Here is a 26,427-nt window from a genome sequence, read left to right as displayed (position 1 = left end):
CCAGATAGATTTCGGAAGATTCCGCCCTGAACACCAACGCTGCGCTGATGGCCCCGACTGCCGCGCCGGTCCAAATTGTTTCAGGTCCGTGGCAGCTGAAGGCTCAGGACAGAGCCTCTGACGTCTGATCCGTGAGCTTGCCCGAGGTCAGCGCGGCCAGGGCAACCATCACGGCAGCCGTGCCCAGTACCAAGGCCAACCCCCCGATCTGGTAGGTCAGACCGGACAAAACGGTGCCGACCAGACGGCCTGTGGCATTGGCCATATAGTAAAACCCCACATCCATCGTCACACGCTCGGATCTGGTGAAAGCCAGAATCAGATAGGAATGCAGCGACGAGTTGACGGCGAAGATCGCGCCAAAAACCAAAAGGCCGACCACAAGCGTCACGGTTAACCAGACCTCAGGCCCATCTGACAACAAAACTGCCAAGGTTAGAGCCGCCGGAACAAAAAAGAGCGCAATGGCCCAACTGCGTGCGGCACCTATCAGATCGCCTTCGCTGCGGTCTGCGGCGCGCAATATCCTTGGCGCGTTGGCCTGCACGGTGCCATACAGAATGATCCACAGGGCCATGAAAGTGCCGATCATGAAAAACGCGGCCCGATTGCCGTCTTCTGTGCCGTCAGACAGGACAGCGTAGAAATAGATCGGAATTCCAACCACAAACCAGACATCCCGCGCGCCAAACAGAAAGACGCGGGCGGCGGACAGCCAGTTGACGTTGGCGGATTTCGAAAACACTTCTGAGAATTTCGCGCCCTTGCGCCCTTTGGGCAGACCCGGTGGCATGAAAAGGAAGACCGCCAACAGGATCAGCGCCAAGATCGCCGCCATCACAATGATTGCGGTCATGAATCCAAGCGTCGCCAACATCGCCGCGCCCAGCAGAAATCCCAGGCCCTTTACCGCGTTCTTTGACCCGGTAAGAACGGCCACCCAACGAAACAAGCCTCCACCCTCAGCCGGTGCCAGTAGTTTCACCGAGGATTTCGAGGACATTTTGGCCAGATCCTTGGCCACCCCGCTTGCCCCTTGCACCACCATCACGAAGGAGACCGAAGCGGCGACGGTCCAGTTCGGATCAAGCTGCGTCATGGCGAGCAGCGCCACCACTTGCAGGCCCAGCCCGGCGTAAAGGGTTGAGGTCAATCCGAACCGAGCGGCAATCCAGCCTGCGGACAGGTTGGTCACAATCCCAGCGATCTCATAAAGAACAAACAGGTAAGCCAACTGTACCGGCGAGAAGCCCAAGGTATGAAAGTGCAACAGCACCAACATCCTGAGCGCCCCGTCGGTCAGCATAAAGGCCCAATAGGCCGCCGTGACCGCGATATAGGCCGACATGCCTTCGGGCCGTTGGGTCACAGTGATGCCCCAACCATCAAGGCCACATCCACCAGGCGATGTGCATAGCCCATTTCGTTGTCATACCAGGCGTAGATCTTCACCTGCGTCCCGTTCACCACCATTGTCGAGGGCGCATCCACAATCGATGATCGTTCATCATTGGTGTAGTCGGTCGAAACCAACGGGCGCGTCTCGTGACCCAGAATACCCTTCAACTCACCTTCGGCGGCTGCTTTGAAGAAGGCGTTGACTTCTTCGGCCGTCGTTTCCCGCTCGACTTCGAATACGCAGTCGGTCAGCGATGCGTTCAGCAAAGGCACCCGCACCGCATGACCGTTCAGACGCCCTTTGAGCTCGGGATAGATCAGCGTGATCGCTGTGGCCGAGCCGGTGGTGGTCGGGATCAGTGAATTCAGGGCAGACCTTGCGCGGCGCAGATCTTTGGCAGGCCGGTCTACGATGGTTTGCGTGTTGGTTACATCGTGGATCGTCGTCATCGACCCATGGCGGATGCCAAGGTTTTCGTGAATGACTTTGACGACCGGTGCCAGGCAGTTGGTTGTGCAGGATGCGGCGGTCACGATCTTATGGGCGGCAGGATCATAGGTGTCGTCGTTCACACCCACGACAATATTCGCAGTCGGGCCGTCCTTGACCGGGGCGGAAACCACCACTTTCTTCACGCCAGCGTCGAAGTAAGGGGATAGCTTCGCCTCGGTTTTGAACACGCCTGTGCAATCGATCACCACATCGACGCCATCCAAAGGCAGGGCAGCCAAGTCTGTGGTGCCGATAAACGGCAGACGCGTTCCGTTCACAGTGATGCTATCGGCATCATGGCTGAATTCCGCATCCCAACGCCCATGCACGGTGTCGAATTCCAACAGATGCGCATGCATTTCGGGATCACCAACAGCATCGTTGATCCACGCGATTTTTGCGCCCCGTTCCAGCAAAGGCTTCAGCGCAAGCTTTCCCATCCGGCCAAGGCCGTTTAGTGCGTAGGTTGTCATTTCATGTCCTCAAAGGATGTTCGCCCGATGTCGTCGACAGCGGATTGCAATGCGATCCGATCGAGGCTTTCGACCGGCAGCGATGTAAAGGCTTGAATCCGGCGCTTCAGCGCGCCGTAAGCGTTTTGAAAAGCCAGGCTTTTTTCGGCGTCTGTGCCGTCGGCCTTGACAGGATCGACCATGCCCCAGTGACCGCTGATCGGTTGACCTTCCCAAGCAGGGCATTCCTCGTTTGCGGCCTGGTTGCAGACCGTGAAAACAAAATCCAGATCAGGCGCGTCCGGCCCTGAAAACTCGGACACATTTTTTGACCGCAGAACCGACGTATCGTGGCCCTTGTCTTGCAGGACCTGAACCGCAAACGGGTTCAACTGGGAAAAAGGCTGTGTTCCGGCGGAAAAGACATTGAACCGGTCACCACCAATTTCCCGCAACAGAGATTCGGCAAAGATCGAGCGGGCGGAATTGCCCACGCAAATGAACAGCACGTTGAACTTCCGGTCAGTCATCGTCTCACTTCCCTTGGTTGAAGGCATACAAAGATCAGGTCGGCCACGGCAGCAGTCCACAATCAGAAAATCAAACATTTTCTGCACGTTAGCCATATCTATCGAATAGCGCAGGGATGTTCCGAGGCGCTCTTGCGTCACAAGGCCCGATCGTTGCAGCGCGTTCAGATAATTTGACATGGTGCTGGGCTTGATCCCCAGTTCAGACGCCAGTTCCCCAGCAGGCACGCTGTCAGGAAACCGTCGCATTAACATGCGAAACACGGTGATACGCTGCGGGTGGCCAAGAATAGCCAGTTGATCGGTAATCTTTTCTATCATATTTCATGAAATATTGAAATAAAAACAGTGAGTCAATTTGAACCGACTGACGTTACAAAAAATTCACAGAACGCAGTTTCCACCATATGGGTGGCCTCCTCTTGCCTCCCATCAGCACTTTGGTGCGGTACGTTAAAAGCGGGTGTATCTGGACTTGCAGGCATCAGAGTGACGGTTTAAATGACCCATCGCACCTAGACAGAACCAGTTCCGGCCGCAAAAGATTGCCTCAATAGCTCAGCTGGTAGAGCAGGTCCTTCGTAAGGACAAGGTCGGGGGTTCGAGTCCCTCTTGAGGCACCACTCTTCTCGTGTTTCTCAAAAGACCCCGTATCGATTTCGTATTCGCTTTCGAATTTGCGGAGCGTCGGTTGCAAAGACGTCGACCTAAGGTTCTTTGTGAAAAGGTCCATTTCCCTATGTCCGCAGGCGGCCTGCACGCGTGTGTCGACCGTATCCCGACCTTGCCCCAATACCTTGCGTAAGGCATGCTTGTCTTAGGAGGATTGGTATCTGTTCACCGCTGGGTTTGTCGGTCAACGGATCAGCGCGGCGCTATGCTTTGGGAGGAATGTGTCATGACATCCAAGACCGCAGGTTCCACACCACCAGACGACCTGACACCGCAGCAATCCATGCCCACGGTCAACAAAGTGACAGCGGATGACATCACCGCCGCGCTAAAAGCCGGGTTTTCCGATTTTCTGGCGCGCCCCGTCATGAGCGGCTTTTTCGGCCTGTTCTATGCGGTTTTCGGGCTTCTGTTGGTTTGGGCCTTGGTTTGGCTGGGCAAGATCTGGATGATCATTCCTGCAATTGTAGGATTTCCGCTGGTCGCGCCGTTCGCCGCTGCCGGACTTTATGAAATGTCGCGCCGCTTGCAAAATGGGGAAAGTTTCGGGTGGTCCGAAATCCTCACGGTCATGGCAGATCAACGCAAGCGCGAAATGGGCTGGATGGCCTTTGTGACCTTGTTCATATTCTGGGTGTGGGTTTATCAGGTTCGGCTTTGGCTGGCGATCATCCTGCAGAACGCGTCCTTTTCCGATTTCGACGGGTTTTTGAATACTGTGTTATTCACGCCGCAAGGCTGGACCTTCTTGGCCATTGGCACCTGCGTCGGCGCGTTTCTGTCAGCAGCCCTGTTCACGGTGACCGTTGTCGCCATGCCGATGTTGCTGGACCGGGAAACCAATTTCGTTTCTGCGATGCTCACCTCTGTCCGCGTTGTCAGGGAAAGCCCTGTGGTCATGCTCACGTGGGCGGCAATCATCTCGTTTACCATGCTGATATCGCTGGTTCCCGCATTTTTGGGCCTGATCTTTACTCTGCCGATCCTTGGCCACACCACGTGGCACCTGTACCAGCGGGCCGTGCCGCCCGACGAGGTGTGATCTAACGGTAAGGCGTCTCCGATAGTTGAACGGGGGCAGACACATTTTTTTATGCTGACAACGAAGAGGTTTAAGCTGCTTTTTCAGCGCCTATATTCAACGGAGCGGCTAAAGTTTGTTTATTTGCAGTGAAGCAATTTCGACCGACGAACCGGGAGCGCCGATACTCCTTCCACTAAGAACACTTCAATCGGCACAATCCTCATAGCACGCATCCCACTTGCGCCGGAGGAAGTCACCAGACTAATGCGCGCAGCTCAGGCGCGCTTTTCCCCGATTGATGCAACGCCCAAAACGTCCAGAACCTTGGCTTCGATCTGTTCGGCGTTCATGCCGGCCACGGCATACATGTCCGCTGGGCTGGCCTGATCGATGAAGGTGTCGGGCAAGACCATCGAGCGGTATTTCAGCCCTTGATCAAAAACGCCTTCCTCCGCCAAAAGCTGTGCGACATGGCTGCCAAAGCCGCCAATCGCGCCTTCTTCGATGGTGATCAGAGCCTCGTGGTTGGCGGCCAGATCCAGGATCAGGTCGCGGTCCAGAGGTTTGGCAAAGCGGGCGTCGGCGATGGTTGGGGTGATGCCCTTGCCCGCAAGGGATTCGGCGGCTTTCTGCACCTCAGACAATCGGGTACCGAACGAAAGCAGTGCCACGCGCGCGCCTTTCTGGATCACGCGGCCTTTGCCGATCTCAAGCACTTCACCGCGCTCTGGAAGGTCGACGCCAACGCCTTCACCACGCGGGTAGCGGAACGCAATCGGCCCATCGTTGTGCGCAACAGCGGTGGCCACCATATGCATCAGCTCGGCTTCGTCGGCAGCTGCCATGACGACCATACCCGGTAGGTTGGACAAATACGCAATATCGAACGATCCGGCATGCGTGGCTCCGTCGGCACCCACCAGACCTGCGCGGTCAATGGCGAAGCGGACGGGCAGACGCTGAATCGCAACATCGTGCACCACCTGATCATAACCGCGCTGAAGGAAGGTCGAATACATGGCGCAGAATGGTTTCATCCCACCAGCAGCCAGTGCAGCCGAGAATGTCACCCCATGCTGCTCGGCAATCGCAACATCGAAACAGCGCGACGGGTAGCGTTCGGCAAACAGGTTCAGACCGGTACCGTCTGGCATGGCGGCGGTCACGGCAACGATCTTGTCGTCTCGCGCAGCTTCATCCACCAAGGTTTTGCCAAAGACGGACGTGTAAGAGGGCGCGTTGGACGGTGCCTTTTTCTGCTCACCTGTCACCACATCGAATTTGGCCGTTGCGTGCCCCTTGTCACGGGCTTGCTCGGCCGGGCCGTATCCTTTGCCCTTCCTGGTCAGAACATGGATCAGGATCGGACCGGTCGCCCGCGCCTTGACGGTACGCAGCACAGGCAGCAACTGGTCCAGATCATGTCCGTCGATGGGGCCTAGGTAAGAAAAACCAAGCTCTTCGAACAACGTGCCGCCGACAGCCATGCCTTTCAGCATTTCCTTGGCACGTTTGGCGCCTTCGCGGAAGGGCTCGGGCAGCAGGGAAACCGCGCCTTTTGCAGCGGCTTTCAGGTCATGGAACGGCTCTTCCGCATAGATACGGGACAGATAATTGGACAAGGCGCCCACAGGTGGCGCAATGCTCATCTCGTTGTCGTTCAGAATGACGATCAGTCGCTTGCTCAGATGGCCTGCGTTGTTCATCGCTTCAAACGCCATGCCTGCAGACATCGAGCCATCGCCGATCACAGCAATCGCATCGCCCAGACCTTCGGGTGTGACACCTCCCAGATCGCGCGCCACAGCAAAACCAAGTGCTGCACTGATCGAAGTGCTGGAATGTGCTGCGCCGAACGGGTCATAAGGGCTTTCGCTGCGCTTGGTGAACCCGCTCAACCCATCCTTCATCCGCAGTGTGCGAATACGATCGCGCCGCTCGGTCAGGATTTTGTGGGGATAGCACTGATGGCCCACGTCCCAAATGATCTTGTCGCGCGGCGTATCGAACACTGCGTGCAGCGCTGTTGTCAGTTCGACCACGCCAAGACCAGCCCCAAGGTGCCCGCCCGTCACGGACACGGCCGAGATTGTCTCGGCCCGCAATTCCTGCGCCACCTGATGCAACTGCGCGTCCGAAAACTGCTTGAGATCCGCAGGGCGGTTCACAAGGTCCAGCAAGGGCGTATTGGGTCGGTCAGACATATGGCGCGTTCCTGGTTTAGCTGTCCCGGGCAATAACGAAGCGGGCGGCGTCCTTCAAGGTTTCTGCTGACGCACCGTACCCATCCAACGCAGCACAGGCCGTTTCAACCAGCTCTGTCGCGCGGGATTTGGCAGCCTCAAGACCCAAAAGCGAAACAAAGGTCGCTTTGCCTGCATCGGCGTCCTTTTGCAGCCGTTTTCCGGCCTTTTCGACATCACCTTCAACATCCAAAATGTCGTCAGCAATCTGAAAGGCAAGTCCAAGAGCTTGGGCATAATCACGCAGAGGGGTCGGATCGGCTTGTGCCAACCGCGCTCCTGCGCAGGCGGACCATTCGATCAACGCACCTGTCTTGCCTGCCTGCAGATGGGTGATTTGCTCCAGTGTTAAAGGTGTAGCCGCTGTTTCGGCTGCGATATCCAGCGCCTGACCCAGAACCATGCCTTGCGCCCCGCTGGCTTGGGCCAGAGTCAGAGCCAATTCTGCACGAATTTGCGCATCGCCGACTTCGGGTCGAGTGCACAGCTCAAACGCCAGGGTCTGCAACGCATCGCCGGCCAACACCCCGGTTCCTTCGTTCCATTTCACGTGAACAGTGGGCCGCCCCCGCCGCAGATCATCATCATCCATGCAGGGCAGGTCATCATGGACCAAAGAATAAGCGTGTAGCGCCTCGATCCCCGTTGCGGGCCAGATCGAACTGCCCTCATCCACATCATGCAAGCGCGCGCTTTCCTGCACCAAAAAACCGCGCAACCGTTTTCCGCCTTGCGTTGCATAGGCCATGGCCCGCGTGACGTCGATATCGTCCAGCGCGCCCAGAATCAGGTCAAAGTGAGCCTGAATGCGCGCTGCATCCTGCGCCAGTCTTTCGCGAAACATTTACTGACCGTCGACAGGCGTGGTCCCGGTGGGCTGCCCCGTGGCATCCAGAGTGATGGCGGCCACTTTCTCTTCAGCCCGCTTCAACTCGTCCTCGCACCGTTTCTTCAGGGCCGCACCGCGTTCATACAGCGCGATCGACTGATCCAACGCCACGTCGCCGCGTTCAAGCTGGCCCACAACGGCCTCAAGCTCTTTCATGGCCTGCTCGAATGTCATCTGCTCAACTGGGGTATCGGTCATCGTGCTGCCTTCATCAATTCTTCCACATGGGCGCGTGTGGCCGCGGCCAATGCGTTCAGATCATACCCGCCTTCCAGAGTCGAGACGATACGACCGTCACAAACCTCGTCAGCGATCTTGCACAGCTCGGCTGTGATCCACGCGAAATCGCCGGTGGACCAGTTCAGATTGGCCAGCGGGTCGTCCTGATGGGCGTCAAACCCTGCGGAAATGATAATCAGATCGGGGTTGAACGCCCGTAAGCGCGGAAACGCCTGGGACTCGTACGCGGCGCGCATCTCGGCCCCGCCGCTACCCGGAGCCAGCGGGATATTCAGAACCGTATCGTGAACCCCCGTCTCATCCGTGCGTCCCGATCCGGGCCAGAGGGGCATCTGCTGGCTGGTAACAACCAGCGCGCGCGCTTCATCCCACAGCAGGTCCTGTGTTCCGTTGCCGTGATGGACATCGAAATCGACAACGGCGACACGGTTCAGCCCGTGGTGGTCCAGCGCATGTTTCGCGGCCAATGCCGCATTGCCGAACAAGCAAAACCCCATTGCAGTGTCTGTTTCAGCATGGTGGCCCGGAGGGCGAATGGCGCAGAACGCGTTCGACACATCTCCGCTCAGCACCAGATCAACGGCCCGGACAACAGCACCCGCAGCACGATAGGCGGCGTCCACCGAGCCCGGCGACATGAACGTATCCCCGTCAATCTGCGCAAACCCCTCAGACGGGCGCGTGGATCGAATATCGCGAATGTAACCTTCCGGATGCACCCGCAGCAGATCGTCATCTGCCGCCAATGGCGCTGTTACCCGTTTCAGGTCCAACCCTTCCAAGGCGTGCAGGATATGTTCCAGCCGCGCCACCCGTTCGGGGTGACCGTCAGGTGTCACATGGCCCAGACAATCGGCATGGGTCAAAAGGGCAGTTGTCATCGGGGTTCCCTGTTCATCTGGCTAAAAAACACCTTCGCCGAAGGCACAAAACCGCCGCGCAGCGGCACGCTTAATCTGGTGCCAGCATATAGCCCGCACCGCGGACCGTTTGCAGATACCTGGGCTGTTTCGGATCCTGCTCGATCTTGCGCCGCAGGCGCGTGATCTGTACGTCCACCGCGCGTTCCTGCGCCTGGCCTTTGTCGCGCCCCAGATCCTCGACCAGCTTCGCGCGGCTGATCGGCTCGCCGGGCTGGGCCGAGAAGATTTTCATCAACTGGCTTTCCGTCGCGGTCAGACGTACCGGGTCTTCACCCTGCCACATCTCGCCCCGCTCGATGTCATATCGGATCGGGCCAAGGTTGAGGATCTTCGCCGCGGTTTCCTCGGCAGGTGTTTCTGGCATCCGGCGCAGAATGGCGTTGATCCGCAGCAGCAGTTCCTTTGGCTCGAACGGCTTCGCCAGATAATCATCCGCCCCGGCCTCAAGCCCTGCAATCCGGTGTTCGGTTTCCCCTTTGGCAGTCAGAAGCAGGATGGGGGTGCTATGTGTCTCTCGCAGCGATTTTGTCAGGCTGACACCATCTTCGCCCGGCATCATTACGTCCAAGATGATCATGTCGAAATCCAGACCGGACAAGACCCGCCGCGCATGGGCCGCGTCCCGTGCCGCCGTGACCAAAAACCCGTTTCGCATCAGGAATTTCTTCAGCAGATCGCGAATGCGCTCGTCGTCGTCAACAATCAGCAGATGGGCGTCCATATCGCTCATGAGGTCGTATCCCGAAGTTTCGTATAGGCATGACGCATATCAGCATCCATCATTGCTTCAAGCACTTTGCGAAATCCGGCCACGGCTTCGGGACCGGCATCCTTGTAAGCAGCGCGCATTCGGGCGCGCTGCGCATCGGACAGAGTGGTTTCCAGCACCTGTCCCTTCTCTGTCAGAAATAGGTGGCGTTCACGTTTGTCCACTGTGCCAACGCGGCTTTCCACAAGGCCATCTTCGATTAAGGTCCGCAAAACCCTGTTTAGGGACTGTTTTGTGACACCAAGGATCGCTAACAAGTTGTTGACCGTCGTGCCCGGCGCGCGGTTGATGAAATGGATCGCCCTGTGGTGAGCGCGGCCATAGGCCATTTCGGTCAGGATGCGGTCAGGATCTGCGGTAAATCCGCGATAGGCGAAGAACATGGCCTCAATCCCCTGCCTCAATTGCTCATCGGTCAAAAACAACAGGCTCTCGCCCCCGTAACGCGGGGCAGGGCGGATGTCGGACATGGTACGCCTCATTCGTTACTCTGGGCCGAGTTTATGTCAGCCTTATTGACATTCCAAGGGCGGAGCGGTATCGAATCGCAGTTTTTGCGCAACATTATGTCCGCATCGGACCTAAGCGGCGCAACAATCGCAAATTCAACCCGGTTCAGGAGGTTTCGCATGGCGGGGTATGATGATCGTGATGGCACCATTTGGTTGGATGGCAAGCTGGTGCCCTGGCGTGAGGCCAATGTCCATATTCTGACCCACGCTATGCACTATGCGTCGTCCGTATTCGAAGGCGAGCGCGCCTATAACGGCAAGATATTCAAAAGCCGCGAACATTCCGAACGTCTGATCGCTTCAGCCGAAGCGCTGGATATGCCTATGCCCTATTCGGTCGATGAAATCGAAGCTGCGAAGGAAGAAGCGCTGAAAGCCAGCGGTCTGAAAGACGCCTATGTGCGTGCTCTGGTCTGGCGCGGCTCGGGCGAAGATATGGGAGTTGCGTCGGCCAAGAACCCGGTGCGCATGGCTGTCGCGGTTTGGTCTTGGGGTGCTTACTACGGCGATGCAAAGATGCAGGGCGCAAAGCTGGACATTGCCGAATGGAAACGCCCCAGCCCTGAAACCATCCCGGTTCACGCCAAGGCCGCAGGTCTTTACATGATCTGCACCATCTCGAAGCACAAAGCCGAAGCCAAGGGATGCTCGGATGCCTTGTTCATGGACTGGCGCGGGTATGTGGCCGAAGCAACCGGTGCGAATGTCTTTTTCGTCAAGGATGGAGAGGTTCACACGCCGCTCGCAGATTGCTTCCTGAATGGCATCACGCGTCAAACAGTCATTCAGATGCTGAAAGACAAGGGCATCACCGTTCATGAACGCCGCATCAAGCCAGAAGAGATGGCTGATTTCGAACAATGCTGGCTGACCGGTACCGCAGCCGAGGTGACGCCTGTGGGGCAGATCGGCGAATATACATTCGAAGTGGGCGACCTGACCCGCGAGATTGCGGAAGACTACGAAAAGCTGGTTCGCTCGTAAGCTTTCACCCCCCGCTTCGGCGGGGGGTTCTTTGCAGAACATGCAAAACTTTGTGCAAATCGTCCGGTAAGCTGGACGATTTGCACGTATTGCGTATCTTTGGCGCATGTTGGATCTGCTTAGCGATATACTCACGCGACTGTCCCTGCGCGGCACGTTCTACTTCCGCACATCGTTCACACCGCCCTTCGGCATTCAGGTGCCGGGCTACGAAAACGTGGTGCGGTTTCATTTTGTGCAGCGTGGTGAGCTTAAGGTGCATATCTCGACGACTGGCGAGACACTGAGGCTGCGGCAGGGTGACTTGATCCTGATTCCCCACGGTGCGCCGCACGCGTTGCTCTGTGCCGAGGTCAAGCCATTGGATGCGTTGCCTTTGGAACAGGTGCTCGAGGTGGCAGGCTACACAGGCGACGGTGTGCTGGTTTACGGCGGTCCTGACGACGAACGCGATACGCAGTTGATCTGCGGTCACTTTTCCTTCACTGGTCCAGCCGGGCGGAAGGGCACTGGGCATATGCTGATCGACCGTCTGCCGCCCTACATCCTGATCGAAAACTACGGAGAGGAGTCCGGGGCCTGGATGGAATCGACCCTGCGTATGATCGGTTCCGAGGTCTCGGGCGCGAAAATTGGCGGCGACCTGATCGCGATGAAATTGTCCGAGGTGCTGTTCGCGCAGGCAATTCGGGTCTATCTGGAGCGTCAGAGTCCACAGGATTCAGCTTTGGCCGGGTTTGCCGATCTGCGCATCTCGCGGGCGTTGACCGCGTTCCATCAAGCCCCGGCCGAGGATTGGAGCGTCGCATCTTTGGCGCGAGAGGCCGGTATGTCACGCACTGCCTTTGCTCAGCTTTTTGCCGAGAAAATGGGAACGACGCCGATGCAATACCTCACAGACTGGCGGATGCAGATCGCCTGCCATGGTCTGACGGAGGCACGCTGGAACGTGGCTGATGCCGCAGCAGAAGTCGGATACGCCTCGGAAGCCGCGTTCTCGCGCGTATTCAAAAAGCAGGTTGGTCTGTCACCGGCTGCATACAGGGCGATGCACTGATACACCAAAATTTCCGAACGATCTGCATGAAATCAGAAACGTTCAGGAATTCAGCGTCCGGGATCACCAGATTAGCTTCCTTTCATCACTGATTGAGGAAAGGAAAATCTTATGTCCCTTCGTTTTGTTAAACGTTCTGTCCACGCGTATCTGGATTACCCGGTCGCCGTTGCCCTGATGACCTTGCCGTTCCTTCTGGGGCTGGGTCAGTCCAATCCGCTGGCCCTGTGGTTGTCTGTTGCAACCGGGGTGGCCGCCTTTGTTCTGACGGTTCTGACCGATCACCATCTGGGGATCTGGCGCGTTCTGCCCTACAGGTTTCATCTGGCGGTGGACTTGCTGGTTGGCGTCACCTTTCTGTTTGCACCCAGTATCTTTGGTTTCACGGGTATGGATGCGGCGTTTTACTGGTTGAACGGTGCGGCTGTGGTGCTTGTCATCTCGCTCAGTGCGCCCGAGCAGGACGTCGCTGCCTGACGACGTTATCCACATCTGTCATGGTATCATCATGATACTGTCAAGAAACTGAGCCGCGGGTTTTACAAACTGGCGGCTCATATCGGCGCACCAATCGCGTGGTCGGAGAATCGATCACCAGACAGGAGAGCCTTACTATGACCAAGATCCTACGCCCAAACCGTCGTTCGTTTCTGGCAGGCAGCACTGCCTTTGCCGCTTCACTGGCCATGCCAGCCATCAGCCGCGCCGGATCGCGCCCTGTGTTCACACACGGCGTTCAGTCCGGTGACGTCGATACGACATCGGGCATGATCTGGACCCGCACGGATCGCCCCTCTCGCGTGATGATGGAAGTATCAACCACAGAAAGCTTCGCAGATGCCCGAAAACTCCCGCCGATGGATGCCATCCCCAACAGCGATTTTGCTGTCAAACGTCTGGTCGAGGGGCTGCCATCGGAACAGGACATTTTCTACCGGTTCGTTGCTGCCGATCTGAGTGACATCAACACAATATCAGAGCCTATTATAGGTCAATTCCGCACTGCACCGACCTCGCGCCGCACCATTCGCTTTGCCTGGTCGGGTGACACCGCCGGCCAGGGATGGGGTATTGATGACGAAGGTATGCGCACCTACGCGACCATGGCGCAGCACAAGCCGGACTTCTTCATCCATTCTGGTGATACCGTCTATGCCGACGGTCCTATGCAGGATGAGGTCGAGAAAGACGGCCAATTGATCTGGAAGAACACAACCCTGATCGACGAGAAACGCAAGGTGGCCGAAACACTGGACGAGTTCCGCGCCCAGTGGAAATACAACATGATGGACGAGCATGTGCAGGCCATGAACGCCGTTTGTCCGACCTTTTTCCAGTGGGATGACCATGAGGTTGTGAACAACTGGTCCGACGCGAAAGACCTGATTTCCGATGACCGGTATACCGAGAAGTCAGTGCATATTCTTCAGTCCCGCGCCGGACGTGCTTTCCATGAGATGACACCGTTGCGCATTACGCCGGCAGAGCCAGGGCGTGTGTATCGCAAGATTTCCTATGGTCCGATGCTGGACGTCTTCTTCCTGGACCTGCGTAGCTATCGTGGACCGAACGGCCCGTCGATGGAGGATGAAATCACGGATCAGTCCCGCATTCTGGGCGCGGAACAACTGGCATGGCTCAAGCAAGAGCTGGCAGGATCTCAAGCGACTTGGAAGGTGATTGCCTCGGACATGCCAATCGGATTGATCGTCTGGGACAACTGGAAGGAACAGGCCGGAGCAGAGGCAATTTCGAACGGCGATAGCGGGCCGGCCAAGGGGCGTGAGTTGGAGATCGCGGACCTGCTGCGTTTCATCAAAACGGCTGGCATCACCAACACGGTCTGGTTCACCGCGGATGTCCACTACACCGCTGCGCACTACTATGACCCTAACAAAGCACAATTTCAGGATTTCGAGCCGTTTTGGGAGTTTGTTTCGGGTCCGCTGCACGCAGGGACATTTGGTCCAAACACCCTGGACGGCACCTTCGGACCTGAGGTCAAATACGTCAAAGCGCCCGCCGAAGGGCAGGGGGTAAACCTTCCGCCCAGCGAAGGGCTGCAGTTCTTTGGTCTGGTGGACATTGACGGCGCGACCGAACAGATGACGGTTCGGCTGATGGACCGGGCAGATACCGAACTCTGGTCAGTAACATTGGACCCGCAGAATCGCGCGCTCTGATTTCTTGTAAGGACATGTTTGCACCCCGAGAAATCCTCGGGGTGTTTTAGGGCTTGAAAATCCCGACTTAAATAGTCAGATTATGCTCAACGCCAGATGGTGTACCATCAAGCTCATGGTTTCGGGGTGGTTTGCAGGTTTAGCATGACATTGGTGATAGCTTGCCGCCGCTCCGGAAACGAATCTGTCTAAACAGAACGAGGCTAAAATGAGCGAGTCGCTAGATGAAATTATGGCACGCCATGATGCGTTGACTGCATGTGGATGCACCTGTTGCGACAGTGACTATTGCGCCTATGTCGACTGTCGAAAGCCGCGCCGCAAACAAACCGAAGCGATGCCACCTGTAAGATCAAAACCTAACGACCTTACCCCGCGCGCCTCGCTTCGAGAGATTGTTGAAATGACTCTGAGCCGTTTTGGCTGAGTGAAGCGGGCCAACAAGCCCACGTCATTTACCTATCAAAAATCCACGCCGCGCTGGGCCTTGATCCCCGTTTGGAAAGGGTGCTTTTCCTCAGTCATTTCGGTCACAAGATCGGCATAGTCACGCAGGGCTTGGGGCGCGTCGCGGCCCGTCAGGAACACGCTGGTCTTGTCCGACCGCGCGTTCAGGCCGTCGATGACTTGGTCTACAGACAGATACTCGTACCGCAACGCGATGTTGACCTCGTCCAGCACAACCAGATCATATTCGCCGCTGGACATCAGGGCGCGCGCCTTGTCGAAGGCGGCGTTTGCAGCAGCGATGTCGCGTTCGCGATCCTGCGTGTCCCAGGTGAAACCTTCGCCCATCGTGTGCCATGTCACCAGATCGCGTTCCTCAAAGAAGCGGCGCTCGCCTGTTTTCCACTTACCCTTGATGAACTGCACCACGGCGACCTTCTGGCCCCAGCCCAGCGCGCGGATAACCACGCCAAAAGCGGCGGATGACTTGCCCTTGCCCTTGCCTGTGTTGATCAGAACCAGACCGCGGCCAGGGTCCACTGCCTCGGACACTTTCTTGCGGTGCTTGGCTTGCACCTGCTGCATCTTTTCCTTGTGATCCTGCGCGTCGCTCATGGGGGAACCTCTTTGACTGTCCGGCCCAACCTAGGGGAAGATTACAAAAGGTAAAGTCACGCTTTTGGGTCTGTGACCGACCGGGCCTTGCCGCGCTCGAGCCCCAACTGGTGTTCGCGCCAGATCACAACGACATTACCTGCGATGACCAAAGCGGCCCCAATCAGGATAGCAAGTGTTGGCAGTTCGTCGAACCAGACATAGCCAATCACAATCGCAAACAGCATGGTCGCATAATCATAAGGTGCCAGCATCGAAGCCTGACCAAAGCGATAAGAGGACGTCACCAAAATCTGTGCAACACCACCAATCAGGCCCATCATGATCAGTATTAGAGCCTGATTCAGTGTTGGCATCGACCATCCCCAGAACGCGGTCAGCGCCGACAGTAAGGTTGCGGTCATCGAGAAATAGAAGACGATCGCAGCCGGGTGATCGACTTTGACAAGCTGCCGGATATGAATCTGCACAAAGGCGCGCGCGATGGTGGCTCCCAAAACGCATAGCGCACCAATGGTGGCTGCAACCTCCATTTCAGTGGTGCCCAGGCGCGGCCAAATCATGATCAGGACCCCCAGCAGACCAAGAGCCACCGCGCCGATACGGATCAGACGGATGCGTTCGCCCAGCATCACTGCAGCCAGAATCAGAGTGAAGATCGGTGTGGCGTAGCCTATTGCCGTTACCTCGGGCAGGGGCAGCAGGCTTAGGCCGGTAAAGGTAAGCCCCATGGCGCTGGTGCCCAGAACGCCGCGCCAGAAATGGCCCATGGGTTTTTTGACCACAAACCCCTTGGATAATTCCCCGCGCGCGATGAGCCAAAGAATGATGACGGGAATCGCGAACAGGGACCGAAAGAACACCAATTGGCCCGGTGGGAATTCATCCGATAAAGCTTTGACCAAGGCGGACATCGACGTGAACAGGAACAGCGCGCCCAGTTTCAGCGTCACAGCCAGCAGAGGTCGATGCGATGTTAAGGGTTTTGTCATCGGCGCGAACCTGCGCCTTTGGCGGACAAAGATCAACGGGTGGGTTTAGTCATTCACCCAGGATTGAGGCAGAGAATTGCCGATTTCCTCGGCGAATTCTTCAAGAAAACGGATCATACGCGTGGTGCGTTGTTCCGCAATCTGTCTGCCGGTCTGTGTCAGCATGTCGCCCGGCAGCCCCAGCAGTTTGACTTTCCAATGGTCGAGCGAGAAATGCAGGTCGTCCAAAGGCCGGTTTTGGGCAAAGGGATCTGCCGCGTCATACAAAGTGCGCCCCAAAGCACCTGAAACGGAAAAGTTTCGGGCGATGCCTATGGCGCCCAAAGCATCAAGCCGATCCGCATCGCGCAGGATGCGTGCCTCGGCCGTTTTTGGAGCAATATTGGCCGAGAAACTATGGGCTTCTATTGCGTGCTGGATGGCGCGGATCTGGTTCGAGTTATACCCCAAATCCTTCAGAATAGGCTCTGATTCCACTGCGGATTTGCGAGATGCCAGATGCCGGTCTGGATCATCCTTTGGCAGATTTACCAGATCATGCAGATAACTTGCGGCCAGCAGCACGGACATATCGGTTTGATCATCTGCGATGGCCTGAGCATTGGTCCAGACCCGATCCAGATGGGCCAGATCATGGGCTGGATCCGTTTCCATGCGATGCGCGACCACCGCACGCAGGCGCGTGCGCAGATCAGCCGATCCGTCCACGATTCTCTCCGATCTGACCGCGATGCAGAAGCAGGTGGTCGAGGATCACGCAGGCCATCATCGCCTCACCCACCGGAACCGCGCGGATGCCGACGCAGGGGTCATGGCGGCCTTTGGTGATGATCTCGGTTTCTTCGCCTGACTTGGTGATCGTCTTGCGTGTGGTCAGGATCGACGACGTAGGCTTCACGGCAAAGCGTACCACGATGTCCTGCCCGGTCGAGATACCACCCAGAATGCCACCGGCGTGATTCGAGCTGTATTGCGGGCCGTTCTGGCCCATGAAGATCTCATCCGCGTTGGCTTCGCCGGTCAGTTCAGCGGCCGCCATGCCTTCGCCAATTTCGACACCTTTGACGGCGTTGATGGACATCATCGAAGCGGCCAGATCAGTGTCTAACTTGGCGTATACGGGCGCTCCGATTCCTGCTGGAACACCGCGTGCCACGACCTCGACCACCGCGCCGACCGAGTTACCGGACTTGCGCAGATCGTCCAAATAAGCGGCCCAGTCCTCGGCGGCTTGTGCATCAGGTGTCCAGAACGGGTTCTTTTCGATCTGAGACCAGTCAAAGTTCGCACGGTTGATTTTGTGCGGTCCGATTTGCGTCATATAACCGGTGATTTGTACATTCGGCGCGATCTGTTTGATCGCCTCTCGCGCCAGCCCTCCGGCAGCAACACGCGATGCGGTTTCCCGCGCTGAGCTGCGTCCGCCACCGCGATAGTCGCGGATGCCATATTTCTGCCAATAGGTGATATCGGCGTGGCCCGGACGGAACTTGTCCATGATGTCGCCGTAGTCTTTTGACCGCTGATCGGTATTCTCGATCATCAACTGCACCGGTGTGCCGGTGGTCTGGCCTTCGAACACGCCGGACAGGATTTTCACCTGATCGGGTTCGCGCCGTTGGGTTGTGAATTTGTTCTGCCCCGGTTTGCGCTTGTCCAGCCAGTGCTGGATCATGGCTTCGTCGATTTGAACGCCCGGAGGGCAGCCGTCGACCGTCGCGCCTAATGCGGGACCATGGCTTTCGCCCCAGGTGGTGATGCGGAAGAGGTGTCCAAAGCTGTTCATCGACATGGGGCGTGCTCCTTTGCGGGTTGTGATTAGCGGGCAAGGCCCCCGGCCTCAAGCGGATTTGGTCTTAGATGCCGTGAACGCCGCCCGGTGGGCGGCGCATTTGAGTATTTTTGAAAAGATGAAGCTTAGGCGGCCTGCGCGACTTTCTCGCGGGTATCCGTGATCATCAGTGCGGCCTGAGCCGCTTCGCGCCCTTTCTGAACGAAATGGTCGCGGTAGATCGCGTTGTGGTGGTCGGTTTCCTGATACTGGTGTGGTGTCAGCGAGACCGACAGGACAGGAACGCCCGTGTCCAGTCCGGCGCGCATCAGGCCATCAACCACGGCCTGCGCGACGAAATCGTGGCGGTAGATGCCGCCATCCACAACAAATGCCGCGCATGCCACGGCGGCGTATTTGCCTGTTTGGGCCAGGTCGCGCGCTAACAGGGGCATTTCGAACGCGCCCGGGACGTCGTAGACTTCGACCTGCTCGGCGGGGATGCGTTCGAGGAAGCCGTCAAGCGCGCGGTCGACGATATCGGAATGCCAGTTGGCTTTGACAAAAGCGTAGCGGGTGTGTGTCATTATGATCTCCTTTCGCAACAGACACGTCACCCAAGGCGATCACGAGCAAGCACGCCGATTGCCGGCGTGTTGCACGTTCTCTTTCATCCGGACTGTAACCGTCGGCTCTGGCCTCTCACCAGATCTGCTTGACACCCTTTGGCGCTTCCACACTTTGTCCGAAAACCGGTTGCCGCTCTTCGGATCGTGGACACGTCTGGGCCGCTCGCGGGCTTACGGGTCGTCGCCCGCATACCGCCGGTGGGGAATTCCGCCCCGCCCTGAGAACAAGACGGACCTTGCATATCTTGGGTCTGGTCTGCAAGAGATTTGGCAGGAGGATCACCATGCACCCCAACCCCGCCTTTCGCGCCGAAGACCGCGCGCGCCATATTGCGTTCGCCCGTGAACGAGGATTCGGTGTTTTGGCCTTGTCGACAGATGGTGCCCCACTGTTGAGCCATGTGCCGTTTCTTCTGTCCGAAGATGGTCTGGTGGCTGAACTTCATCTTGTCCGCTCAAATCCCATCGTGCGCGCCTTGGATGCGCCGAAAGCGGTGAAGATCGCGGTGCAGGGGCCGGATGGGTATATCTCGCCGGATTGGTACGAGGTGGAGGATCAGGTTCCAACCTGGAATTATGTGGCCGTGCATTTGACCGGGCAGCTAGAGCTGCGCCCGCAGGAGGAGCTGTTGGATCTGTTGAACCGGCAATCGGCCTTCTATGAAGAGCGCCTGCAACCTAAACCTCCATGGGCCACAGGAAAGATGTCAGATGAGGCTTTGACCAAGATGATGCGGATGATCGTGCCGTGTCGAATGCATGTCGAGGATGTTCAGGGCACTTGGAAGTTAAGCCAGAACAAGCCTGATGATGTGCGCTTGCGGGCGTCTGAACAGGTTGCGTCGTCGGGGATCGGGTCCGAATTGAGTGTTCTGCAAGAGTTGATGCGCAACGCCTAGCCGTCGGCGAAGTGTGGGCTTTCGTTTTTGTGGACCTCCTGTAAGGTCGGCGCAAACAGGGAGCCTGCCGATGAAACTCTACCACAGTCTGACCTCGCCCTATGTTCGCAAAGTCATGGTATTGCTGCATGAAACAGATCAGCTTGAAGATGTTGAGCTGGAGACCGTGGCCGGCACACCGATCTCACCGGCTGAGCCCCTGGTTAGCAAAGCACCGTTGACAAAAGTTCCAGCGCTGGAGCGCCCGGACGGGCCTACCTTGTTCGACAGCCGGGTAATCTGTGCGTTTCTGGATGCCCGTGCTGGTGGAAAGCTGTATCCCGAGGGCGCAGGTCGCTGGGATGTTCTGACACTCGAAGCGCTTGCTGACGGCATTCTGGATGCAGCCCTTTTGATGACTTACGAAGACCGCCTGCGTCCCGATGACAAAAAGTGGGATGCCTGGATTGAATCGCAGTGGGTCAAGATTGACCGGGCCTGTGCTGTACTGAACCAACGGTGGATGGCGCATTTGTCGGGCCCGTTGGATATGGGGCAGGTCGCCGTCGGCTGTGCGCTGGGCTATCTGGATCTGCGCCACGATGCACGGGGGTGGCGCAAGGGTAACGACGCGCTTGCCAAGTGGTTTGCGGAATTTGGCGAGCGGCCCAGCATGGTGGCCACCCGCCCTCAGGGCTAAAGCATCCGCAGCCGCGTCTGCGTTATTGGCTGAACGTCGCCAGATACGCAGCGATATCTTCCGCACCTTTCTTGAGCTTGACGCTCATGTTCGGGCGGGCGGTGTCATCGTCGAGATAATCCTTGATGAACCCGATGGGGTCTTTGGAATAGGCGGCGATGTTTTCTTCGGTCCAGACCAGACCTTCTTCACCGGCGCGGATCATGTCGTCGGTGAACATACCGATGGGCAGGCGTTCGCTGCCATAACGGTAGTCATTCTCGGATCCGGCAACCCGTCCGATGACGCCATAGAGATTCGGCCCGGTGATTCCGCCTTTGACCAGAACTTTTCCGTCTTTGATGATCGCGTGGCATGACGAGCAGCGGTTATACATCGCCTTTCCCTTTTCGGGGTCACCTGCGGCAAGGGTCTGAGTGGACAGCACCAATGTAAGTAAAGCTGTGGTCAACAGGGTTTTTGACATAGGGGGTCTCCTGACAGGAGTTCGCGCGTTTTGCCCGCTGTCCTGTATTCGCGCAAAAAGTGCAACGGGGTAAACCTGCACAATTTGCAATTTAAATCATCTATTTGGGGAATATGATTTTGCAGAAAACAATCCCGTTCCCGCCGGTTGGATTGTGAGCATTCAAGGCGCAATTCTGCGGTAAATGGCTGGAACGCTTCGCGCCTGCCCGGGGGCATCGGTGGTGTCGGCTGGCTATCGAATCAAAACGGCCTGATTCGACCCGACCAACAAAGTTGAGCGCGAGATTCACCAAAAAAACGGCCTCGTTCCCCAAATGAAGCGGCACATGCGGCGTATTGCGCGTTTATGAACGCTGGACGAACACTATTCTCCCCGATAGTAAGCGCGTTTAAGACGCCGCTTTCACGCGGTGCGCGAGCTTTTTGCCCGTCCGCGGGCGCCAGACAATCGGAGATAACCTCGTGTCCCACGCAGAAGACCACGAAGGCACCCGCAGAGATTTCCTGTATTACGTCGCTGGCGGCGCAGGTGTCGTTGCAACGGGTGCAGCCGTATGGCCCCTGATCAACCAAATGAACCCGTCCGCAGACGTGCAGGCGCTTTCGTCGATCCGCACGGATGTGAGCGGGGTTGAGCCGGGCACACAGCTGACAGTTAAATGGCTGGGTAAGCCCGTGTTTATCCGTCACCGCACCGGTGCCGAGATTGCCGAAGCCCAGCAACAGGACGAAGAAGCCGTTGGCAACTTGCCTGATCCGCTGGCGCGTAACTTCAACCTGAACGCAGATGCACCTGCAACAGACGCCAACCGCGTCATGCCTTCGCCCGAAGGCGAGGCCGAGGGTGCCTGGATCGTTCAGATGGGCGTTTGTACGCACCTTGGATGTGTGCCTTTGGGTGATGCTGGCGACTTTGGCGGTTGGTTCTGCCCGTGCCACGGCTCGCACTACGATCTGGCAGGCCGGATCCGTAAAGGTCCTGCGCCTGAGAACCTGCCTGTTCCACCTGCGGAATGGGTCGACGCAACAACCATCAAACTCGGCTAAGGGAGACCCAGTTTATGTCCGGAATTCCCCACGATCATTACGAGCCGAAGTCTGACGGCGAAAAGTGGCTGAACAGCCGCCTTCCCATCGTCGGCCTGCTGTATGACACCCTGATGATCCCGACCCCCAAGAACCTGAACTGGTGGTGGATCTGGGGCATCGTCCTGGCGTTCTGCCTGGCGCTGCAAATCGTTACCGGCATCATTCTGGTGATGCACTATACGCCGCATGTCGATCTGGCCTTTGCCAGCGTCGAGCACATCATGCGTAACGTGAATGGCGGTTACTTCATACGTTATCTGCACATGAACGGTGCTTCTCTGTTCTTTGTTGCGGTCTACATTCACATGTTCCGCGGCCTGTATTACGGCTCGTACAAAGCCCCGCGTGAAATCACGTGGATCATCGGTATGCTCATCTACCTGATGATGATGGGTACCGCGTTCATGGGCTACGTTCTGCCTTGGGGCCAGATGTCCTTCTGGGGCGCGACCGTGATCACCGGCCTGTTTGGTGCGATCCCGTTTGTGGGTGAAGCAATCCAGACCTGGCTGTTGGGCGGGCCCGCTGTGGACAACGCCACGCTGAACCGCTTCTTCTCGCTGCACTACCTGCTGCCGTTTATCATTGCGGCGCTGGTCATCGTGCATATCTGGGCTTTCCACACCACCGGCAACAACAACCCCACGGGCGTTGAAGTGCGCCGTGGTTCAAAAGCCGAGGCCGAGAAAGACACATTGCCGTTCTGGCCCTACTTCGTGATCAAGGACCTGTTTGCGCTGGCCGTAATCCTGGTCGTGTTCTGGGCAATCGTCGGCTTTATGCCGAACTACCTGGGCCACCCGGACAACTACATCGAAGCCAACCCGCTGGTCACACCTGCACACATCGTTCCGGAATGGTACTTCCTGCCGTTCTACGCGATCCTGCGGGCCTTCACTGGCGAGGTTTGGGTTGTACAATTCGCAAGCTTCATCACCGGCGGCATCATCGACGCCAAGTTCTTTGGTGTGATTGCGATGTTTGGTGCGATCCTGGCCATGGCGCTGGCGCCCTGGCTGGACACATCGAGCGTGCGTTCGGGTAAATACCGTCCGATGTTCAAATGGTGGTTCTACCTGCTGATCATCGACTTCTTTGCCCTGATGTGGCTGGGTGCGATGCCCGCGGAAGAGCCCTATGCGACCTTCTCTCTGATCGCGTCCGCCTACTGGTTCGCCTATTTCTTCGTGATCCTCCCGATCCTGGGTGTCATCGAAAAACCGCTGACCCCACCGGAGACCATCGAAGAAGACTTCAACGCGCATTATGGCAAGGCTGACGCCGAAGCCACGCCGGCCGAGTAAGAAGAGGGACCGGATACCATGTTCAAGAAACTTGCAATCGGCGCTGCGTTTGCTCTGGCCCTGACCCCTGCTGCATCTTTTGCGGCAGGTGGTGGCGATCAGCATATCGAAGACTTCGCCTTTTCGTTCGAAGGTCCGTTTGGCACCTGGGATCAAAACCAGCTGCAACGCGGTCTGCAAATCTATACCGAGGTTTGCGCAGCCTGCCACGGCCTGCAATATGTTCCTCTGCGCGATCTGGAAGCGCTGGGTTACAACGAAGAGCAGGTCATCACCTATGCGGCGGACAATTTTGAGGTTTTTGACCCTGAATTGGACGACTTCCGCCCGGCGATCCCGACCGACCACTTCCCGGCCAATACAGCCGTTGGCGCACCTGACCTGAGCCTGATGGCCAAAGCCCGCGCAGGCTTCCACGGTCCTTACGGGTTGGGCATCAACCAGCTGGTCAAAGGCATGGGTGGCGCGGAATACATCGCCTCGCTGCTGGACGGCTACACCGGCAAGGAAAAGGAAGAGGCAGGCACCATCCTGTACGAAAACACCGCCTTCCCGGGTGGCTGGATTTCGATGGCCCCGCCTCTGGCAGAAGATCAGGTCGAGTTTGCCGATGGTCACCCCGCCAGTGTTGAAGCGATGTCCGAAGATGTTTCTGCGTTCCTGATGTGGGCGGCTGAGCCCAAGATGATGGACCGCAAGAATGCAGGCTTCGTTGGCGTCATCTTCCTGTCTGTTCTGTCAGTCCTGCTGTATCTGGTGAACAAGCGCCTGTGGGCGCCGCACAAAGGCAAACTCCGTCCTGAGGATTGATCCTTTTTCGGAGTTAGAAATCGAAACCCCCGCGCCACCCGGTTGCGGGGGTTTTTATTTGCGAGGTTGCTTGGAAGGGGCTTGCCCCTTCTTGGCCTTTGGCCAATTCAACCTCGAGGTATTTGGGGCCAGATGAAGGGCGGATCAGACGGTGAGTTGGTCTGCAGTCTGTCCGGTGATCGCAGCCGTCACGATCTGACCTTCGGGCTGAGGCGTGGCGAAGGACACTTCGGTAAATTGCTCGGTCCGGCCCATATGGGGGTTTTCCATCAGGATGTGATGGGTTTTGCCGATTTGCTCCGACAGGTGCTTTGAGACCTGAGCATCCCCGGCGGCGCGTAGTCGGGCCGCGCGGTTTTTGATCACCGTTCCATTGATTTGCTGTGGGATCCGCGCAGCGGGCGTGCCGTCGCGCTTGGAGTATGGGAAGACGTGCAGCCAGGTGAGATCGCAGTCTTTGACCAGCCTGAGCGAGTTTTCGAAATGCTCTTCGGATTCCGTCGGAAACCCAGCGATAATATCGGCACCAAATGTCATGTCAGGGCGCAGCTTACGGGCGTCTTCGGTGAAGCGGATCGCATCGTCGCGCAGGTGGCGGCGTTTCATCCGTTTCAGAATCAGGTCGTCCCCGTGCTGAAGCGACAGATGCAGGTGTGGCATCAGGCGCGGCTCGGTCGCGATGGCCTGCATCAGGTTTTCGTCGACCTCGATCGAATCGATCGAACTGATCCGAAGGCGCGGCAGGTCGGGCACCAGTTTGAGGATGCGCATCACCAGATCGCCCAGTCGGGGCTGTGCGGGCAGGTCGGCCCCCCACGAAGTCAGATCGACCCCAGTCAGAACCACTTCGTTATAGCCCTTGTCCACCAGCCGCTTGATCTGGTCTACGACCACACCTGCAGGCACGCTGCGCGAGTTGCCGCGGCCATAGGGAATGATGCAGAAGGTGCAGCGGTGATCACAGCCGTTCTGCACCTGCACATAGGCACGCGAGCGTGTGCCAAAGCCGTCGATCAGGTGGCCCGCCGTTTCGGTCACGGACATGATGTCGTCGACCTGAACTGCTTCGGTCTCACCGATGAAATCGGCGGCCAAGCCGTTCCAGGTGTCTGGCTGCATCTTCTCGGTGTTGCCGATGACTGCGTCGACTTCAGCCATGGCGGAGAAGGTTTCTGGTTCCGTTTGCGCCGCGCAGCCGGTGACGATCAGACGGGCGTTGGGATTTTCGCGCCGCAGCTTGCGGATCTCTTGCCGGGCTTTGCGGACTGCCTCAGCCGTCACCGCGCATGTGTTCACCACCACAGCATCGGTCAGACCTGCCTGCTGTGACAGCTCTTTCATCGCCTCGGTTTCATAGGCGTTCAGGCGGCAGCCCAAAGTGGTGAATTTGGGCGGGTTCATCCCAAAGACCCCAAGAACTCAGGGGTGAGAGTGCCTGAGAAGACATGCGCTGTTGGGCCGGTCATCCAGACTCCATCCTCGCGCCAGTCGATCCAGATCGTGCCGCCATCCAGCTCGATCTGAACTTTGCGCCCCGTTAGACCGCGCCGTGCTGCTGCAACTGCTGTCGCACAAGAGGATGAGCCAGACGCCAGTGTGATCCCCACACCACGCTCCCAGACGCGCATACGGATATTATCCGGGCCGATCAACTGTGCGACCTGAACATTGGTGCGCTCAGGGTAGAGTGGATGGTGTTCGTAACGCGCGCCAAACTCGGTCAGTGGAATTGCCTCGGCGTCGTCGACAAAGAAGGTGCAATGCGGATTGCCCATACCGGTTGCCGTAGGCGCGCCTTCGATTGGCAACTCCAGCGTGTCCATCTCTTCTGCCAGCGGTATGTCCTGCCAGTCCAGTTGAGGCTGCCCCATGTTTACCGAGGTCAGACCATCGCCGACATCTTTCGCAAAGAGGGCACCGCGTTCAGTTGTCAGGGACAGTTCAGATTTTCCGGTCTCATCCATCAGAAACCGCGCGATGCAGCGTGTGGCATTGCCACATGCGGCCGAGGTTGATCCATCGGAATTGTAGAAGATCAGATGCGCATCTGCCTGGCCGTTCTCAATCACGGCCAGTTGGTCGAAACCCACGCCAAACTGCCGATGGCCGATTCCCTTTGCAAGAGCCGGGGTGATCCGGGTATCGCGGGCGCGCGCATCCACGATGACAAAGTCATTTCCCAGCCCGTGCATCTTCATGAAGGGCAAACCGGTATCGAGTCTGTGTTGCATAGCGGCGATATAACCCTGGTCAGAACATGAATCCACCCTGTTGCGCAGAATCGTGAAAAAAGGGGTTGACCCCCCTGCGACACCTGCCTAATTAGGCCGCCTATCGGGTCGCCGGAAACACAAG

At 57.6% G+C, this 26,427-nt stretch carries 28 protein-coding genes, 1 tRNA gene and 1 riboswitch; of the genes, 12 read left to right on the top strand and 17 right to left on the bottom strand.

The genetic code is table 11. The annotated features are described in order from the left end of the window. Window positions 1–103: 103 nt before the first annotated feature. The 3 genes from arsJ to GOV90_RS08060 are packed head-to-tail and all read right to left on the bottom strand — an operon-like array spanning window position 104 to window position 3,194. Complete coding sequence (gene arsJ / locus GOV90_RS08070) at window positions 104–1,369, bottom strand: organoarsenical effux MFS transporter ArsJ (RefSeq protein WP_171092982.1); 1,266 nt, start codon at window positions 1,367–1,369, stop codon at window positions 104–106. Next, window positions 1,366–2,364 (bottom strand): ArsJ-associated glyceraldehyde-3-phosphate dehydrogenase, encoded by a 999-nt coding sequence (locus tag GOV90_RS08065; RefSeq protein ID WP_171092983.1) that lies wholly within the window; start codon window positions 2,362–2,364, stop codon window positions 1,366–1,368. Before GOV90_RS08065 ends, arsJ begins: the two co-directional genes overlap by 4 nt. Further along, window positions 2,361–3,194 carry a helix-turn-helix domain-containing protein gene (locus tag GOV90_RS08060; RefSeq protein ID WP_171092985.1) on the bottom strand — a complete coding sequence of 278 codons (834 nt, stop codon included), beginning with the start codon at window positions 3,192–3,194 and terminating at the stop codon, window positions 2,361–2,363. The genes GOV90_RS08065 and GOV90_RS08060 overlap by 4 nt, the downstream gene beginning before the upstream one ends. 226 nt (window positions 3,195–3,420) lie before the next feature. Here GOV90_RS08060 and GOV90_RS08055 point away from each other — a divergent pair. Continuing rightward, window positions 3,421–3,496, top strand: a tRNA-Thr gene (locus GOV90_RS08055). Window positions 3,497–3,771: 275 nt separating this feature from the next. Further along, window positions 3,772–4,587, top strand: coding sequence for a DUF2189 domain-containing protein (locus GOV90_RS08050; RefSeq protein ID WP_171092987.1), 816 nt, complete (start codon window positions 3,772–3,774; stop codon window positions 4,585–4,587). Window positions 4,588–4,844: 257 nt separating this feature from the next. Here the strand turns inward: GOV90_RS08050 and dxs are convergent, their stop codons facing one another. The 6 genes from dxs to GOV90_RS08020 all read right to left on the bottom strand — a co-directional run bounded on the left by dxs (window position 4,845) and on the right by GOV90_RS08020 (window position 10,103). After that, complete coding sequence (gene dxs / locus GOV90_RS08045) at window positions 4,845–6,773, bottom strand: 1-deoxy-D-xylulose-5-phosphate synthase (RefSeq protein WP_171092989.1); 1,929 nt, start codon at window positions 6,771–6,773, stop codon at window positions 4,845–4,847. Window positions 6,774–6,789: 16 nt separating this feature from the next. After that, window positions 6,790–7,656, bottom strand: a complete 867-nt coding sequence (locus GOV90_RS08040) for a polyprenyl synthetase family protein (RefSeq protein WP_171092991.1) — start codon at window positions 7,654–7,656, stop codon at window positions 6,790–6,792. Beyond that, the gene (locus GOV90_RS08035) at window positions 7,657–7,899 is read right to left on the bottom strand and encodes an exodeoxyribonuclease VII small subunit (RefSeq protein ID WP_171092993.1); all 243 of its coding nucleotides are present in this window, start codon (window positions 7,897–7,899) and stop codon (window positions 7,657–7,659) included. After that, complete coding sequence (locus tag GOV90_RS08030) at window positions 7,896–8,822, bottom strand: histone deacetylase family protein (RefSeq protein WP_171092995.1); 927 nt, start codon at window positions 8,820–8,822, stop codon at window positions 7,896–7,898. Before GOV90_RS08030 ends, GOV90_RS08035 begins: the two co-directional genes overlap by 4 nt. A 70-nt stretch (window positions 8,823–8,892) precedes the next feature. Then, window positions 8,893–9,594 carry a response regulator gene (locus GOV90_RS08025; RefSeq protein WP_171092997.1) on the bottom strand — a complete coding sequence of 234 codons (702 nt, stop codon included), beginning with the start codon at window positions 9,592–9,594 and terminating at the stop codon, window positions 8,893–8,895. Next, window positions 9,591–10,103, bottom strand: a complete 513-nt coding sequence (locus tag GOV90_RS08020; protein ID WP_171092999.1) for a MarR family winged helix-turn-helix transcriptional regulator — start codon at window positions 10,101–10,103, stop codon at window positions 9,591–9,593. Before GOV90_RS08020 ends, GOV90_RS08025 begins: the two co-directional genes overlap by 4 nt. A gap of 159 nt (window positions 10,104–10,262) precedes the next feature. Between GOV90_RS08020 and GOV90_RS08015 the strand changes: the two genes are divergently transcribed. The 5 genes from GOV90_RS08015 (at window position 10,263) to GOV90_RS07995 (ending at window position 14,796) form a co-directional block, all read left to right on the top strand. Next, window positions 10,263–11,129 (top strand): branched-chain amino acid aminotransferase, encoded by an 867-nt coding sequence (locus tag GOV90_RS08015; protein ID WP_171093000.1) that lies wholly within the window; start codon window positions 10,263–10,265, stop codon window positions 11,127–11,129. A gap of 106 nt (window positions 11,130–11,235) precedes the next feature. After that, window positions 11,236–12,186, top strand: a complete 951-nt coding sequence (locus GOV90_RS08010; protein WP_171093002.1) for an AraC family transcriptional regulator — start codon at window positions 11,236–11,238, stop codon at window positions 12,184–12,186. 111 nt (window positions 12,187–12,297) lie between these two features. Beyond that, window positions 12,298–12,663, top strand: coding sequence for a hypothetical protein (locus tag GOV90_RS08005; protein ID WP_171093004.1), 366 nt, complete (start codon window positions 12,298–12,300; stop codon window positions 12,661–12,663). 137 nt (window positions 12,664–12,800) lie between these two features. Continuing rightward, window positions 12,801–14,369 (top strand): alkaline phosphatase, encoded by a 1,569-nt coding sequence (locus GOV90_RS08000; protein ID WP_171093006.1) that lies wholly within the window; start codon window positions 12,801–12,803, stop codon window positions 14,367–14,369. Window positions 14,370–14,577: 208 nt separating this feature from the next. Next, window positions 14,578–14,796, top strand: coding sequence for a hypothetical protein (locus tag GOV90_RS07995; protein WP_171093008.1), 219 nt, complete (start codon window positions 14,578–14,580; stop codon window positions 14,794–14,796). Window positions 14,797–14,831: 35 nt separating this feature from the next. Here the strand turns inward: GOV90_RS07995 and cobO are convergent, their stop codons facing one another. The 5 genes from cobO to GOV90_RS07970 form a co-directional block, all read right to left on the bottom strand. Further along, complete coding sequence (gene cobO, locus GOV90_RS07990) at window positions 14,832–15,431, bottom strand: cob(I)yrinic acid a,c-diamide adenosyltransferase (RefSeq protein ID WP_171093010.1); 600 nt, start codon at window positions 15,429–15,431, stop codon at window positions 14,832–14,834. A 56-nt stretch (window positions 15,432–15,487) separates the two neighbouring features. Next, window positions 15,488–16,423 carry a DMT family transporter gene (locus GOV90_RS07985; protein WP_171093012.1) on the bottom strand — a complete coding sequence of 312 codons (936 nt, stop codon included), beginning with the start codon at window positions 16,421–16,423 and terminating at the stop codon, window positions 15,488–15,490. Between the two features lie 45 nt (window positions 16,424–16,468). Further along, window positions 16,469–17,131, bottom strand: coding sequence for an HD domain-containing protein (locus GOV90_RS07980; protein WP_171093015.1), 663 nt, complete (start codon window positions 17,129–17,131; stop codon window positions 16,469–16,471). Next, window positions 17,115–18,215 carry a chorismate synthase gene (gene aroC / locus GOV90_RS07975; protein ID WP_171093017.1) on the bottom strand — a complete coding sequence of 367 codons (1,101 nt, stop codon included), beginning with the start codon at window positions 18,213–18,215 and terminating at the stop codon, window positions 17,115–17,117. The genes GOV90_RS07980 and aroC overlap by 17 nt, the downstream gene beginning before the upstream one ends. Before the next feature lie 125 nt (window positions 18,216–18,340). Continuing rightward, window positions 18,341–18,781 carry a 6,7-dimethyl-8-ribityllumazine synthase gene (locus GOV90_RS07970; RefSeq protein ID WP_171093019.1) on the bottom strand — a complete coding sequence of 147 codons (441 nt, stop codon included), beginning with the start codon at window positions 18,779–18,781 and terminating at the stop codon, window positions 18,341–18,343. 71 nt (window positions 18,782–18,852) lie between these two features. Beyond that, a riboswitch (FMN riboswitch) is annotated at window positions 18,853–19,053 on the bottom strand. Between the two features lie 54 nt (window positions 19,054–19,107). Between GOV90_RS07970 and GOV90_RS07965 the strand changes: the two genes are divergently transcribed. Beyond that, a complete protein-coding gene (locus tag GOV90_RS07965) occupies window positions 19,108–19,722 on the top strand; it encodes an FMN-binding negative transcriptional regulator (protein ID WP_171093021.1) in 615 nt (204 codons plus the stop codon). Window positions 19,723–19,792: 70 nt separating this feature from the next. Further along, on the top strand, window positions 19,793–20,401 hold the full coding sequence (locus GOV90_RS07960) for a glutathione S-transferase (RefSeq protein ID WP_171093023.1): 609 nt from the start codon (window positions 19,793–19,795) through the stop codon (window positions 20,399–20,401). Between the two features lie 22 nt (window positions 20,402–20,423). Here GOV90_RS07960 and GOV90_RS07955 read toward each other — a convergent pair whose 3' ends face one another. Continuing rightward, complete coding sequence (locus GOV90_RS07955; protein ID WP_171093025.1) at window positions 20,424–20,867, bottom strand: cytochrome c family protein; 444 nt, start codon at window positions 20,865–20,867, stop codon at window positions 20,424–20,426. A gap of 464 nt (window positions 20,868–21,331) precedes the next feature. Between GOV90_RS07955 and petA the strand changes: the two genes are divergently transcribed. Genes petA through GOV90_RS07940 form a run of 3 tightly spaced genes read left to right on the top strand, consistent with a single transcriptional unit; the run spans window position 21,332 to window position 24,072 of the window. After that, window positions 21,332–21,916: a ubiquinol-cytochrome c reductase iron-sulfur subunit gene (petA, locus tag GOV90_RS07950; protein WP_171093027.1), complete on the top strand. Its 585-nt coding sequence runs from the start codon at window positions 21,332–21,334 to the stop codon at window positions 21,914–21,916. A gap of 14 nt (window positions 21,917–21,930) precedes the next feature. Further along, on the top strand, window positions 21,931–23,262 hold the full coding sequence (petB, locus tag GOV90_RS07945) for a cytochrome b (protein ID WP_171093028.1): 1,332 nt from the start codon (window positions 21,931–21,933) through the stop codon (window positions 23,260–23,262). Window positions 23,263–23,280: 18 nt separating this feature from the next. Next, the gene (locus GOV90_RS07940) at window positions 23,281–24,072 is read left to right on the top strand and encodes a cytochrome c1 (protein ID WP_171093042.1); all 792 of its coding nucleotides are present in this window, start codon (window positions 23,281–23,283) and stop codon (window positions 24,070–24,072) included. A gap of 144 nt (window positions 24,073–24,216) precedes the next feature. On the opposite strand, the gene mtaB is transcribed toward GOV90_RS07940, so the two are convergent. After that, complete coding sequence (mtaB, locus tag GOV90_RS07935; protein WP_171093044.1) at window positions 24,217–25,473, bottom strand: tRNA (N(6)-L-threonylcarbamoyladenosine(37)-C(2))-methylthiotransferase MtaB; 1,257 nt, start codon at window positions 25,471–25,473, stop codon at window positions 24,217–24,219. Then, window positions 25,470–26,303, bottom strand: coding sequence for a diaminopimelate epimerase (gene dapF / locus GOV90_RS07930; protein ID WP_171093046.1), 834 nt, complete (start codon window positions 26,301–26,303; stop codon window positions 25,470–25,472). Before dapF ends, mtaB begins: the two co-directional genes overlap by 4 nt. Window positions 26,304–26,427: the final 124 nt, after the last annotated feature.

It is taken from the genome of Ruegeria sp. HKCCA5929 (assembly GCF_013034525.1).
GTDB lineage: Bacteria > Pseudomonadota > Alphaproteobacteria > Rhodobacterales > Rhodobacteraceae > Ruegeria.
The sequence above is the reverse complement of the archived record's forward strand: the minus strand, read 5'-3'. Positions and strand labels throughout refer to the sequence as shown.